Consider the following 13,369-nt stretch of genomic DNA (forward strand, 5'->3'; position numbering starts at 1 on the left):
CGGGGCCGTACGGGGGACCGCCCGGCGACCCTGGGGGGCGGCGGGTCGCCGGGCGGTGGTGCGGGGGGATGGCTCAGCCCGCGGGCTTCACGGCGGCGGAAGCGGGAGCGGCGGCGGGGCCGGCCGGGGCCACCGGGGCCGCGGGCTGGGCGCCGGAGGGGTTCGCGCCGGAAGGCTTCGCGGCCGCCGGGTTCGCGCCGGAGGGGTTCGCCGGCGCGGCCTTCGGGAGGATCTCGCAGGCGCTGATCGAGGTGCGGGTCGAGACCGACTTCAGGGTGCAGGTGTCCTTGCCGACGCCCGCGTCGACCGAGCCCCAGTGCGGGCCGACCGTGAGGACCGTGCCGCCGGTTCCGCTGATCGTGTCGTCCCCGGGGCCCGCCTGGATGAGGCCGCCGGACTCGGGGCCGAGGGCGGCGGCCTCGATGGTGTCGTTCTCGCTGCCGCCGAGCACCCGGCCGGAGAAGTCGACGGTGCCGACCTTGATGGTGTCGGCGCCGTCGTTGCCGGTGACGATGCCGCCGCCCCGGTTGTACCTGCCGGGGGCGCCGCTCACCGAGCCGGTGGTGATCCTGTCGTCGCCGTCGTCGCCGTGCACGACGGCGCCGTGTTCGGCGCCCTCGCCGGAGACGGTGGCGACCTTGATGACGTCGTTGCCGCGGTTGCCCCGGACCATGCTGGAGGCGTTCTGCGGCACCAGGTGCTTGGTGCGGATGACGTCGTCGCCGTCGCCGCCCATGACGGCCGAGTCGATGACCAGCCCGCGCACCTCGATCATGTCGTTGCCGCCGCCGCCCCAGACGGTGACGTTCTCCAGATCGCTGTCGCAGAAGATGTGGTCGTCGCCCGAGGTGCCGCTGACCGTGTCCCCCGGCGGCGCGGACACGCCGTTGACCCAGCACTGGTGCATCGGCACCCGGGCCCCTCCGGGGGCCGCCGCCTGGGCGGGCGCCCCGGCGAACGAGGCGGCGGCCGCTCCGGCGAGCAGCGCGGCGAGCGCCGCGGGGCCGCGGCGGCGGGAGGGCGGTGTGGGGGGCATGCGACTCTCCTTGGCGGGTGGGGGGCGGGCCCCGCCCGGCGCACCGGGCGGGGAGGGCGGAACGGACGGGGCGGAGGGAACGCGGAGGGCGGGACGGCCGGACGCGGCGTCAGGCCTTGGTACGGGCGGGCTGGAAGCGCGGCGAGTAGCCGACGATCCGGCGGGCGCCCAGCGGCGGCTCCGCCGGGTGGGCGGCGGTGCTCCAGCGGCCCAGGCACATCTCGGCGGTGATGCCGGGGCCGAAGCCGGCGAGGATGCCGCGGGCGCCCTCCGGCTGCCCGCCCTCGTCGAAGAGCCGCCGGACCGCGTCGAGGACGACGGCGCTGGCGATGTTGCCGTACTCCGTGAGGGTCGCCCGGCTGAACCGGAAGGCGTCCGGCGGCACTTCGAGGAAGCGGCTGAGGTCGTCGAGGATCCGCGGGCCGCCCGCGTGGATGATGTAGAAGTCGAGCTCCCCGGCGTCCCAGCCGTGCGCGCCGGCGACCTCGCGGAGCGCGGGGGCCAGCGGCTCCATCGTGGTGGGGACCCGCTTGTCGAGCAGGAAGTGGAAGCCGGTCTCGCGGACGCTGTAGGCGATCCAGTCCTCGGTGTCGGGCACCAGGTGGGAGTGGTTGCGCTCCAGCGCGATGCCGGTGCCGCCCCGGCCGCGGACCACGGCGGCGGCGACGGCGTCGCCGAAGAGGCCGTTGGAGAGCAGCGAGCCGACGCCGAGGTCGGTGGGCTGGTAGCAGAGCGAGCAGAACTCGCAGGCCACGATGAGGACGTTGGCGTCCGGGTAGGCGGTGCAGAAGTCGTGCGCCCGGTTGATCGCGGCTCCGCCGGCCGCGCAGCCGAGCTGGGCGATGGGCACCTGCCGGGTGTGGCTGGGGAACCCCATGGTGTTGATCATCCACGCGGTGAGCGAGGGCATCATGAAGCCCGTGCACGACACGTAGACGATCATGTCGATGTCCGCCGCGCGCAGCCCCGCGTGGCCGAGGGCCTCCTCGACGACGGCGGGCACCCGGGCCTTCGCCTCGGCCTCGTACAGCTCGTTGCGCTCCTGGAAGCCGGGGTGCTCCAGGGTCTTCTCGATGGGCTGCACGATGTGCCGCTTGGCGACCCCGGTGTTGCCGATCAGGCGCAGGGCCAGGGGAAGTTGGGGATGGCCGGCATGGTGCTTCCGGGCGAGGTCGAGCGTCTCCTCCATCGTGATCACGTGCTCGGGCACGGACACCGCGGGCTTGCACAGGGTCACCACGACACTCGCTCCTTCGTCTCGATCGCGTGAACTGCCGCCCACACTCACCCGGTGATCGGCAGCCCGCAACCGCGAGCGCGAGCGGGGGGACACGGAGCGTGACGGACCGGCGGGGGCCGGGTTCGGCCGTACGAGGGGCTGTCGCCGTCCCGGCGTGTCGCGTCCCGCCCCGGCCGGGAACAGCCACCGCATGACTTCCCGACCCCTGACCTCCGAGCCCCCGCCGCCGGGGGACGGCGCCTGCCCGGTGACGGGCGCGCCGGCCGGCCCCGCCCGCACCTGGGCCGTGGACGACCTGCCCGCCCTCGACTTCGACCCGCTCCTGGCCGAGCTGCTGGCGAAGGAGCCGGTCGCCCGGATCAGCCTGCCGTTCGCCGCGGAGAACGAGGCGTGGCTGGTGACCCGGTACGCCGACGTGCGGGCCGTGACCTCCGACCCGCGGTTCAGCCGGACGGCCCTGCTCGACCGGCAGGTGACCACGATGACCGGCCACATGGTGGCCTCGAAGGCGGCCCTGAACTACGCCGATCCGCCGTACCACACCCGGCTGCGCAAGGCGGTGACCAAGACCTTCACCGGCCGGGGGACACAGCGGCTGCGGCCCCTCGCCCAGGCGTCCTGCGACCGGCTCCTGGACGCCATGGAGGCGGCGGGCCGGCCCGCCGACCTGATGGCGCACCTGCACGGGCCGCTGCCGATGGCGGTCGTCTGCGACCTGCTCGGCATCCCCGAGGAGGACCGGGCCGAACTGGCCTCCTGGCCGGACCTGATCCTCTCCTCGGGCCCCGGCCCGGAGGGCAGCCGCGCCGCCAAGGCGCAGATCCACGGCTACGTCACCCGGCTGCTCGACCGGCGGACGGCCGAGCCCCGGGAGGATCTGGCCACGGAGCTGGCCGAGGCGCTGGCGGACGGCAGGCTCGGCGCGGACGAGGCGGTCTCGCTCGCCATGGCGGTCCTGATCAGCGGCGCCCACGCGGTCCGCAACAACAGCGCCAACATGGTCTACGTGCTGCTCACCCGTCCGGACCTGCTCGCCCGGCTGCGGGCGGAGCCGGAGCTGCTGCCGCAGGCGGTGGACGAGCTGCTGCGCTGGATCCCGCACCGCAACGGCGTGGGCCTGCCGCGGATCGCGACCGAGGACGTCGAGGTCGGCGGGGTGGTGATCCGGGCGGGCGAGGCGGTGTACGCCTCCTACCTGACGGCCAACCGGGACCCGGAGGTCTTCGCGGACCCGGACGTCCTCGACTTCGACCGGACCGGCACCGGGCACCTCTCCTTCGGCCACGGGCCGCACCACTGCATGGGCGCGATGCTGACCCGGATGGAGTCCGAGGTGATGCTGGCGACGCTGCTGGCCCGCTACCCGGACCTGCGGCTCGCGGGACGGCCCGAGGACGTGCCCTTCCAGTCCAAGGGCCTGATCCGCGGCCCGCGGGAGCTGTACGTCACCTGGTGACGGTCACCGCCCCGCGGCGTCGTACTCGGCCGTCAGCGCCCGGCACTTGTCGACGTCGGCGGCCATCGCCACCAGCAGGTCGTCGAGGGTGTCGAACCTGAGCATGCCGCGCACGTAGGCGAGGAAGTCGACGGTGACGTGGAGGCCGTACAGGTCGAGGCCCTCGCGGTCGATCGCGTACGCCTCCACGGTCCGCTCGGTGCCGTCGAACTGCGGGTTGGTGCCGACGGAGATCGCCGCCGGCATCCGCTCGCCGTTCGCGGTCAGCCAGCCGGCGTAGACGCCGTCGGCGGGGATCGCGGTGTGCGGCAGGGTCTCCACGTTGGCCGTGGGGAAGCCCAGTTCGCGGCCGCGCTGCGCGCCGCGCACGACGACGCCCTCGACGCGGTGCGGCCGGCCCAGGATCTCGGCGGCGCCCGTCACGTCGCCCTCGGCGACCAGCCGGCGGGTGAGGGTGGAGGAGAAGGGCTGCCCGCCGCCGGCCGCGCCGCTCACGTACAGGTCGATGACCTCGACCTCGTAGTCGTAGGTGGCGCCCAGTTCGGTGAGGTACGCCACGTTTCCGGCGGCGCGGTGGCCGAAGCGGAAGTTGGGACCCTCGATGACGGCCCGGGCGTGCAGCTTGTCGACGAGGACCTTGACGATGAAGTCGGCCGGCGACAGCTGCGAGAACTCGGCGGTGAACGGCAGGACCAGGACCGCGTCCACGCCCAGTTCGGCCATCAGCTCTGCGCGCCGGTGGTGCGGGGCGAGCAGCGGCGGGTGGCTGCCGGGCCGCACCACCTCGGAGGGGTGCGGGTCGAAGGTCACCACGACGGCGGGGACGCCCAGCTCGCGGGCGCGCTCCACGGCCCGCCCGATGATCAGCTGGTGCCCGCGGTGCACACCGTCGTAGGAGCCGATGGTGACGACGCTGCGCCCCCAGTCCTGGGGGATGTCCTCCAAGCCACGCCAGCGCTGCACTGTGACCGCTCCTCGTCCGCCTGTTCGCCCTGTGCGCCCATTACGCAGGTCTAAGACTGCCATGCCCGCGCCCGTCGGTCCGCATCGGCATGGGCGGTGCCGGGTGCGCGCGGCGCGGGCACGGTCTGCGTGAGCAGCGCGGCGAAGGCCGGGTGGTCGGCGGCGAGGGCGGCGAGCAGCCGGTCCCGGTGGGCGGCGCCGCCGGGGTAGCGGGCGTAGAGGGCGGCGGTGCGGACGAGCAGGGCGCGGTTGCGCGGGAGGGAGCGGCGGGCGGCGCCCTCGGCGGCGGCGGTCAGCAGCGCGTCCGCCACGGTGAGGTCGCCCGGTCCCGCCGCGTACGTCTCGTGGTCGAGGAGGACGTCGAGGAGTTCGGCCCGCAGGTGGCGGGAGGCGCCGGTGCCGGGGGCGGCGAGGACCGGCGCGAGGGCGCGGCGGACGGCGGCGGGCCGGCCGTGGATCAGCCCGACGACCAGCGGGAAGAGCACGGCGCGCGCGGTCGGCCCCTCCTCGAACCGCAGGTCGGCGTAGGCGGCGGCGTGACCGGCCCCCTCGGGGTGGCGGGCCACGTACTCCCGCACGAGGGCGGCGATGCGGCGGGTGAGCGCGGGCGCGTCGACGGCGGCGAGGGCCCGCAGCACGCCGGCCGCGTCCCGGCCCTCGTCCAGCCGCTCCCGGAGGACGGCGAGGACGGCCTCCGGATCGTGGGCCAGCGCCCCGGCGAGCGCGTCGGCGGGCACCCGGGGGTCGGCGAGGGCGCGGGCCAGGTAGGGGCCCCGGGTGTCCGGGTCGCGCAGCAGGATGCCGAGGGCGGCGCCGTGCAGCCGCCGGTCGTCGGCCCGGGCGAGCAGCGCGCCCGCGGCGTACCGGAGCAGCTCGCGGCCCTGGCCGTCGGGCCCGCGGGCGGCGAGCAGGGTGCCGTAGAGGGCGGCGGCGACCCGGCGCTCCGGCCGGCCGTCGTCGTGCGCCCACCGGTCCACCGCCCGGCAGAGCGCCGCCGGTTCGTCGTCGGCGAGCGCGCCGAGCAGCCCCTCGGCGAGCGGGTGCGCGGTGGCGACCAGCGCCTCGCAGAGGTCGTCGGGGGCGGGCCCCCGGTGGGCGTGCAGCAGCTCCTGGGCGAGGCCGGCGACGGTGGTGTACGGCCGCGAGGGCAGCGCCCTGCCGTCGGTGAACCAGCGGCAGAGCAGCGGCTGGACGGCCCGGGGCGCGGCGGCCAGCAGTTCCTCGACGACGGCGAGGAAGGACGCGGGCCCCCCGGGGGCGGGCGGGTCGGCGGTGACCAGGCGGCGCAGCAGGTCGAGCCGCTCGTCCTCGCCGACGGCGAGCTCCCGCCACCAGTCGGGTCCGAAGGCGGCGAAGCCCCCCGCCGGGCCGGGGCCCGCTCCCATCCGGTCGGCGAGCCGGCGCAGCACGGGCAGGAGGGGCCGCGGGTCGCCGACGGCGGCCAGGGTCCGCGCGAGGAGCGCGCTCCCCCACCACACCGCGTCCTCGGGCGTCCCGTCCCCGCACCGCGCCAGCGAGTCGACGAGCCGGTTCAGCCGGGGCGCGAGGGCTGCGGGCCCGCCCTCGCGGTGCGCCAGCAGGAGGGCCTGGAGGACGGTCCCGACCCGGTGCCGGGGCACACCGGGGTCCGCCTCGAAGCCCGCCGGGGCCGGCCCCGGCTCCCGGTCGGCGTCGGGGTTCGGGTCCGGGTCCGGATCGGGGTATCGGGCCGGGGCCGGGCCCGTCCTCCCCGAGAGGTCCGAGGGGCCCGGCGCGTCCGAAGCGTCCGGCGCGTCCGGGGCGTCCTCGGTCCAGCGGTGGACGAGGGCGTGGAGGGCGGTGTCGAGGTCCAGGTGGGCGGCCTGGAGCCAGTCGGACAGCTCCTCGTGGGCGAAGCGGTAGCCGGAGCCGGCCGGGACGAGCAGGCCCTCGGTGAGGACGGCGGAGGCCCAGCCGTCGCGCCACGGGAAGAGCTCCTCGAAGGAGGGCCGGTCGAGGAGGCCGTGACCGGGGCCGAGGCAGCGCCGGGCGGCCTCGTGCACCTGGCCGGTGACCCGGGCGGCGAGCCGGCGGACGGCGGAGCCGCCGGGCAGGGGGCGGGTGCCCGCGGCGATCCGCACGGCGATCCGCAGGCACATCAGGTCCAGGTGGGCGGTGAAGATCTCGGCCCGGCCCGGGCGGCCCGGCACCTCGCCGGGGAGCGCGGCCCGCACCTCGGCGAGCAGCCGCAGGGCGAGCGGGTGGCGGGCGTCCGCCGGGTCGAGGTCCTCGGCCCGGAGGCCGTACCCCCGGCGTGCGGCCGCGGCCTCGGCCTCGGTGAGGTCGCCGAGCGGCAGGACGGCGGGCGGAACGCTCCACAGGCCCGCCGCCCGCTCGGCGTGCTCGGGGCGGCAGGCAAGGGCGAGGCGGGCGCCGTGGGCGCGCAGCCAGCGCTCGGTGGCGCCGGTCCAGCCGGCGAGCCGGCGGGCGAGCGGCGGGGGCATCTCCTCGGGGCCGTCGAGCACGACGAGGAGCGGCCGTCCGGCCTCCCGGGCGAGCGCCGCGGCCCGCTCGGCGGTGACGGGGTCGCCCGCCTCCCCGGAAGCGGCGGCGATCCGCGCGGCCTGGTGCAGGATCCGCCCGACGGCCTCGGCGAGCGAGGTGTCGTCCTCCCGCAGGTCGGCGCCCCGCAGCCGGACGGTCGGCGCGGGCGCGGCGCCCCGGGCCCGCTCCTCGCAGACCGCGCCGAGCAGGGTGGTGCGCCCGCTGCCGGGCTCGCCGACGACGGCCAGCACGGGGAGCGCCTCCGGCTCGGGGCCGTCCGGGGCGGCGAAGCGGGTCAGGGTGCGCAGGGCGGCCGGGCGGGGGACGGGGGCGGGCCAGGGGGACGGCTCGCCGGGCGGGAGCGCCGTGGGGGCGGTGAGCGCGAGGAGGGCGGCGAGGTTGAGGTCGGGGCCGTAGGCGGGGAGGGTGGCGGCGTTGCGGCGCAGGAGCGCGGCGAGGGGGCCTTCCGGGCGGATCGGGACGGCGTGTCCGGCGGCGCGCGGGTCGCCCTGGAGGGCGGTGCCGACGACGCCGAGGACGGTGCCGGTGACGCGGTCGACGACGGGCCCGCCCGCGGCCGGGCCGCCGAGCCGCAGCGCCTCGGCGCCCTGGGTGCCGATGGCGAGTTCGAGGGCGTCGGCGAGGACGTGGAAGCGGTCGGTGGCGGTGTACGTGACGGCGGCGGGGCCGAGCACGCGGGCCTCGCGCCAGCCGTCGGCGGCGACCCGGACGTAGGTGCCGGGGGCGACGGCGGCGCGGGTGGCGAGCGGCAGCGGGGGGACGCCGAGGCCCTCGGTGCGGATCAGGGCGAGCCCCTGCTCGGGGAGGGGCGTGATCGCCTCGGCCTCGGCGAGCCGGGTCCGCTCGCCGGGGGCGTGCAGGACGACGCGCGTCAGCCCGTCGACGGCCTCGTGGCTGGTGACGAGGGTGCCCTCGTGGTCGGCGAGGAATCCGGTGCCGCGCGGCCGGCCCGCCAGATCGCAGATGCGCACCAGCTCCACCGGCTCCGCCAGGTCCCCGCGTCCCATGGTGGGGAGGGTAGGTCCGCGCCGGTCACCGGAGCGCGCCGAACGGCGAAGGCGCCCCCTCGCACTCCCCCGTTTCACTTCGAGCGCTTCCCCGATGGGGTGAAGAAACGCGGAAGGGCGGGCGCGCCGCGCGCACCCGCCCTCGCTTCCGCGTCCCGGCCGGGGCCTTCGTCCGAAGGCTGCTCAGCCGAAGACCGCCAGGCTCTTCGCCTTGCCCCGCTGGTCCTCCACCAGGGCGAGCAGCTTCCCGTCGGGGCCGAAGACCGCGACCGCCCCCTTGGGGTAGTCCGGCATCTCCAGGCGCACGCCGTTGAGCAGCAGCCGGGCCCGCTTCTCGTCGACGTCCCAGCGCGGGAACGCCGCCTCCGCGGCCCGGGCGACCGGCATCACGGTCAGCTCCTCCTGGAGCTGGTCGAGGGTGCGGGCGCTGTCCAGCTTGTACGGGCCGACCCGGGTGCGCCGGAGCGCGGTGAGGTGCCCGCCGACGCCGAGCCCGGCGCCGAGGTCCCGGGCCAGCGCCCGGATGTACGTACCGGAGGAGCAGACCACCGAGACGACCAGGTCGACGACGGGGGTGCCGTCCTCGGCCGTCGCCTCGCGCACGTCGTACACCCGGAAGGAGGAGACGGTGACCGGACGGGCCGGGATCTCGAACTCCTCGCCGCCGCGCACGCGCGCGTAGGACCGCTTGCCGTCGATCTTGATCGCGGAGACCTTCGACGGCACCTGCATGAGGGCGCCGGTCAGCTCCGCGACCCCCGCGTCGATCTGCTCGCGGGTGACCTTCGACGCGTCGACCGACGCCGTGATCTCGCCCTCGGCGTCGTCGGTGATCGTGGTCTGGCCCAGGCGGATGGTGCCCAGGTACTCCTTCTCGGTCAGCGCGAGGTGACCGAGGAGCTTGGTGGCCCGCTCCACGCCGAGGACGAGGACGCCCGTGGCCATGGGGTCGAGCGTGCCGGCGTGGCCGACGCGTCGGGTCTTCGCGATCCCGCGCATCTTGGCCACGACGTCGTGCGAGGTGAAACCCGACGGCTTGTCGACGATGACGAGGCCGTCGGGTGTCTGGATCTTGTCGCTCATTCGGCGGTGTCGTCCTCGCCCGGCTTCTTGTAAGGGTCGGCGTCGCCCGCGAAGGCGGCGCCCGAGGACGCCTCCCGCACCTGGGCGTCGGAGGCCCGCGCCTTGTCGAGGAGGTCCTCGATGGTCCGGGCGTTCTCCGGGAGGGCGTCGGCCACGAAGGCCAGGGTCGGGGTGAACTTGGTCCCCGCCGCCCGGCCCACGGCCGAACGGAGGATGCCCTTGGCGCTCTCCAGGCCGGCCGCGGCGCTCGCCCGGTCCTCGTCGTCGCCGTAGACCGTGTAGAAGACCGTGGCCTCCCGCAGGTCACCGGTGACGCGGGTGTCCGTGATGGTCACGTGCGTACCCAGGCGCGGGTCCTTGATGCCGCGCTGCAGCTTCTCGGCGACCACCTCCCGGATGAGGTCCGCCAGCTTCTTCGCCCGCGCGTTGTCGGCCACTGGTCCGTCTCCTTCTTTGCCTTGCGTTCAGTCTTCATCAGTGTGGAGCCTGCGGCGCACCGACAGCAGCTCCACCTCGGGCCGGGCCGCCACCAGCCGCTCGCAGCGGTCCAGGACGCCGTTGAGGTGTCCGAGGTCTCCCGACACCATGGCGACGCCGATCTCGGCCCGCCGGTGGAGGTTCTGGCCGCTCACCTCCGCCACGCTCACGGAGAACTTCCGTTGGAGCTCGGCGACGATCGGCTTCACGAGGGAGCGTTTCTCCTTGAGCGAATGGACGTCGCCGAGGAGCAGGTCGAAGGACAGGGTCCCCACGTACATGTGTGTCCGGATGTCCCGCCGGTTCGGGGTCAGTGGCCCCGCCCACCGCTGGACGGGAACACCGAAACCGTACACGGAACGGCCGGGGCCGATCGACGGAATAACCTCCGCCGACCGGCCCCGGCACTTCACCGCGTGTTACGCGCGCGGCTTCTCGCGCATCTCGTACGTCGCGATGACGTCGTCGATCTTGATGTCGTTGAAGTTTCCGAGGTTGATACCACCCTCGAAGCCCTCGCGGATCTCGGTGACGTCGTCCTTGAAGCGGCGCAGACCCTCGATGTTGAGGTTCTCCGCGATGACCTTGCCGTCGCGGATGAGGCGCGCCTTGGTGTTGCGCTTGACCTCGCCGGAGCGGATGAGGACACCCGCGATGTTGCCGAGCTTGGAGGAGCGGAAGACCTCGCGGATCTCCGCCGTGCCGAGCTCGACCTCTTCGTACTCCGGCTTGAGCAGACCCTTGAGGGCCGCCTCGATCTCCTCGATCGCCTGGTAGATGACCGAGTAGTACCGGACGTCCACGCCCTCGCGCTCGGCCATCTGCTGCGCACGCCCGGCGGCGCGCACGTTGAAGCCGATCACGATGGCGTCGGAGCCCATCGCCAGGTCGATGTCCGACTCGGTGACGGCACCCACGCCGCGGTGCAGGACGCGGATGTCGACCTCCTCGCCGACGTCCAGCTGGAGCAGGGAGGACTCGAGGGCCTCGACGGAACCGGAAGCGTCACCCTTGATGATCAGGTTCAGCTGCTGGATCTCGCCGGCCTTGAGCACCTTGTCCAGGTCCTCGAGCGAGACGCGGCGGACGCGCTTGGCGAAGGCCGCGTTGCGCTCGCGGGCGGCACGCTTCTCGGCGATCTGGCGGGCGGTGCGGTCCTCGTCGACGACGAGGAAGTTGTCACCGGCACCCGGGACGTTGGTGAGGCCCAGGACGAGGACGGGGGTCGACGGGGTCGCCTCCTCCACGTTGTTGCCCTTGTCGTCGAGCATGGCCCGGACGCGGCCGTACGCGTCGCCGGCGACGATGGTGTCGCCGATGCGCAGCGTTCCGCGCTGGACCAGGACCGTCGAGACGGCACCGCGGCCGCGGTCGAGGTGGGACTCGATCGCGATGCCCTGCGCGTCCTGGTTCGGGTTGGCCCGCAGGTCGAGCGAGGCGTCGGCGGTGAGGATCACGGCCTCCAGCAGGGAGTCGATGTGCAGACCCTGCTTGGCGGAGATGTCGACGAACATCGTGTCGCCGCCGTACTCCTCGGCCACCAGACCGAACTCGGTCAGCTGACCGCGGACCTTGACCGGGTCCGCGCCCTCGACGTCGATCTTGTTGACCGCGACGACGATCGGGACGCCGGCGGCCTTGGCGTGGTTGAGCGCCTCGATCGTCTGCGGCATGACGCCGTCGTTGGCCGCGACCACGAGGATCGCGATGTCGGTCGACTTCGCACCACGGGCACGCATGGCGGTGAACGCCTCGTGACCCGGGGTGTCGATGAAGGTGATGCGACGCTCTTCGCCGTTGACCTCGGTGCCGACCTGGTAGGCACCGATGTGCTGGGTGATGCCACCGGCCTCGCCCGCGACGACGTTCGTCTTGCGGATCGCGTCGAGGAGTCGGGTCTTACCGTGGTCGACGTGACCCATGACGGTCACGACCGGCGGACGGGAGACCAGGGCCTCTTCGCCGCCCTCGTCCTCGCCGAACTCGATGTCGAAGGACTCGAGCAGCTCGCGGTCCTCCTCCTCCGGGCTGACGACCTGGACGACGTAGTTCATCTCCTCGGCCAGCATGACCAGCGTGTCGTCGGAGACGGACTGCGTGGCCGTGACCATCTCGCCGAGGTTCATCATGACCGCGACGAGCGACGCCGGGTTGGCGCCGATCTTCTCCGCGAAGTCGGTGAGGGACGCACCGCGCGACAGGCGAATGGTCTCGCCGTTGCCGCGAGGCAGCATCACGCCGCCCACGGACGGGGCCTGCATGGCCTCGTACTCCTGGCGCCTCTGCCGCTTCGACTTGCGACCGCGACGCGCGGGACCGCCGGGACGGCCGAAGGCGCCCTGCGTGCCACCACGGCCACCCGGACCGCCGGGACGGCCGCCGAAGCCGCCGGGACGACCGCCGAAGCCGCCGCCACCGCCGCCGGGACCACCCGGACGACCGCCGCCGCCACCGGGACCGCCGGGACGGCCGGCGAAGCCGCCGCCGCCACCGCCGGGACCGGCCGGACGACCGGCGAAGCCGGGACGACCGCCGCCGCCACCGGGACCGCCCGGACGGCCGCCGGGGCCACCGGGACCACGGCCGCCGGGGCCGGGACGCGGGCCGGCAGCGGGACGCTGCGGCATCATGCCCGGGTTCGGACGGTTGCCGCCGGGAGCGCCACCGGGACGGGGAGCCTGCGGACGGGGCATGCCACCGGGGGTCGGACGGGCGCCGCCCTGACCCTGCGGACGCGGGGCGCCGCCGGGGCCGCCCTGCGGACGCGGGGCGCCCGGAACGGCACCGGGGCCGCCGGGACGCGGGGCACCGCCGCCGGGACGGGGCGTCTGCGGACGCGCCATGCCGGTGGAGCCGCCGGAGGTGAAGGGGTTGTTGCCCGGACGCGGGCCGGCCGGACGCGGGGCGCCCGGACGCGGGGCCTGCTGGCCGGGACGGGGGGCCTGCTGACCACCCGGACGCGGCGCGGCCTGGCCCGGACGGGCACCGGCGGCCGGGCGCTGCCCGGACGGGGCGCCACCGGGACGCTGACCGGCGGCCGGAGCGGCCGGCGGCGCGGTGAACTCCGGGTTGGTCGGAGCCGGGGCGGCCGGCGCCGGCTTCGGCGCGGGAGCCGCGGGCTTCGGACCCGGGGTCGGACGCGGGCCGGGGGTGGCCGGCGTCACGGGCTTCTCGGCCGCCGCGGGCTTGGGCGCCGGGGTGGGCGCGCCAGGCTTCGGGGCGGCGGGACGCGCGGCAGCGGGCGCCGAGGGCGCCGGCGCGGCCGGCTTGGGGGAGGGCGCCGCCTTGCGGGGCGCGCCGGGCTTGGCAGCGGTCTTGCCGGCGGAACCGCCGGGACCCTGCAAAGCGTCAGTCAACTTGCGCACGACCGGCGCCTCGATCGTCGAGGACGCCGAACGGACGAATTCACCGAGTTCCTGGAGCTTGGCCATGACGACCTTGCTCTCTACGCCGAACTCCTTGGCGAGTTCGTATACCCGGACCTTAGCCACATCGCTCCTTTATAGGTCCGGTTACCGCCGGACCGTCGCTACTTCATGGGCGTACTCATCGCGTACTCATCGAGTGCTCATCGCAATCTCGAC

Annotated in this window: 9 protein-coding genes; 1 reads left to right on the forward strand and 8 read right to left on the reverse strand. The window is 75.2% G+C overall.

Translation table 11 applies throughout. The annotated features are described in order from the left end of the window. Window positions 1-73 precede the first annotated feature (73 nt). Together ACFW6A_RS15990 and ACFW6A_RS15995 are read right to left on the reverse strand one after the other, a co-directional pair. Entirely contained in the window at window positions 74-1,036 is a 963-nt protein-coding gene (locus tag ACFW6A_RS15990) for a hypothetical protein (protein ID WP_386479658.1), read from the reverse strand. A gap of 109 nt (window positions 1,037-1,145) precedes the next feature. After that, a complete protein-coding gene (locus ACFW6A_RS15995) occupies window positions 1,146-2,276 on the reverse strand; it encodes a type III polyketide synthase (protein ID WP_386641115.1) in 1,131 nt (376 codons plus the stop codon). Window positions 2,277-2,466: 190 nt separating this feature from the next. Here ACFW6A_RS15995 and ACFW6A_RS16000 point away from each other — a divergent pair, with 190 nt between their 5' ends. Then, the gene (locus tag ACFW6A_RS16000) at window positions 2,467-3,732 is read left to right on the forward strand and encodes a cytochrome P450 (RefSeq protein ID WP_351849979.1); all 1,266 of its coding nucleotides are present in this window, start codon (window positions 2,467-2,469) and stop codon (window positions 3,730-3,732) included. Between the two features lie 3 nt (window positions 3,733-3,735). Here the strand turns inward: ACFW6A_RS16000 and ACFW6A_RS16005 are convergent, their stop codons facing one another. The 6 genes from ACFW6A_RS16005 to infB all read right to left on the reverse strand — a co-directional run bounded on the left by ACFW6A_RS16005 (window position 3,736) and on the right by infB (window position 13,276). Continuing rightward, window positions 3,736-4,695 (reverse strand): bifunctional riboflavin kinase/FAD synthetase, encoded by a 960-nt coding sequence (locus ACFW6A_RS16005; protein ID WP_351849977.1) that lies wholly within the window; start codon window positions 4,693-4,695, stop codon window positions 3,736-3,738. A gap of 50 nt (window positions 4,696-4,745) precedes the next feature. Then, window positions 4,746-8,225: a trypsin-like peptidase domain-containing protein gene (locus ACFW6A_RS16010; RefSeq protein ID WP_386476283.1), complete on the reverse strand. Its 3,480-nt coding sequence runs from the start codon at window positions 8,223-8,225 to the stop codon at window positions 4,746-4,748. A 183-nt stretch (window positions 8,226-8,408) separates the two neighbouring features. Next, window positions 8,409-9,308: a tRNA pseudouridine(55) synthase TruB gene (gene truB / locus ACFW6A_RS16015; protein WP_351849974.1), complete on the reverse strand. Its 900-nt coding sequence runs from the start codon at window positions 9,306-9,308 to the stop codon at window positions 8,409-8,411. Then, the gene (rbfA, locus tag ACFW6A_RS16020; RefSeq protein ID WP_169094413.1) at window positions 9,305-9,745 is read right to left on the reverse strand and encodes a 30S ribosome-binding factor RbfA; all 441 of its coding nucleotides are present in this window, start codon (window positions 9,743-9,745) and stop codon (window positions 9,305-9,307) included. Before rbfA ends, truB begins: the two co-directional genes overlap by 4 nt. Window positions 9,746-9,772: 27 nt before the next feature. Further along, the gene (locus tag ACFW6A_RS16025; protein WP_031008504.1) at window positions 9,773-10,066 is read right to left on the reverse strand and encodes a DUF503 domain-containing protein; all 294 of its coding nucleotides are present in this window, start codon (window positions 10,064-10,066) and stop codon (window positions 9,773-9,775) included. 138 nt (window positions 10,067-10,204) lie between these two features. After that, window positions 10,205-13,276, reverse strand: coding sequence for a translation initiation factor IF-2 (gene infB, locus ACFW6A_RS16030; protein ID WP_351849971.1), 3,072 nt, complete (start codon window positions 13,274-13,276; stop codon window positions 10,205-10,207). Between the last annotated feature and the right edge of the window lie 93 nt (window positions 13,277-13,369).

The sequence above is a fragment of the Streptomyces sp. NPDC058758 genome (genome assembly GCF_042746075.1).
GTDB lineage: Bacteria > Actinomycetota > Actinomycetes > Streptomycetales > Streptomycetaceae > Streptomyces.

Bases quoted from the DNA above. Each gene is read 5' to 3' on its own strand.
- ACFW6A_RS16010 (WP_386476283.1), bottom strand. From the start codon at position 8,225: ATGGGACGCGGGGACCTGGCGGAGCCGGTGGAGCTGGTGCGCATCTGC.
- ACFW6A_RS16025 (WP_031008504.1), bottom strand. From the start codon at position 10,066: ATGTACGTGGGGACCCTGTCCTTCGACCTGCTCCTCGGCGACGTCCAT.
- ACFW6A_RS15990 (WP_386479658.1), bottom strand. From the start codon at position 1,036: ATGCCCCCCACACCGCCCTCCCGCCGCCGCGGCCCCGCGGCGCTCGCC.
- ACFW6A_RS16000 (WP_351849979.1), top strand. From the start codon at position 2,467: ATGACTTCCCGACCCCTGACCTCCGAGCCCCCGCCGCCGGGGGACGGC.
- truB (WP_351849974.1), bottom strand. From the start codon at position 9,308: ATGAGCGACAAGATCCAGACACCCGACGGCCTCGTCATCGTCGACAAG.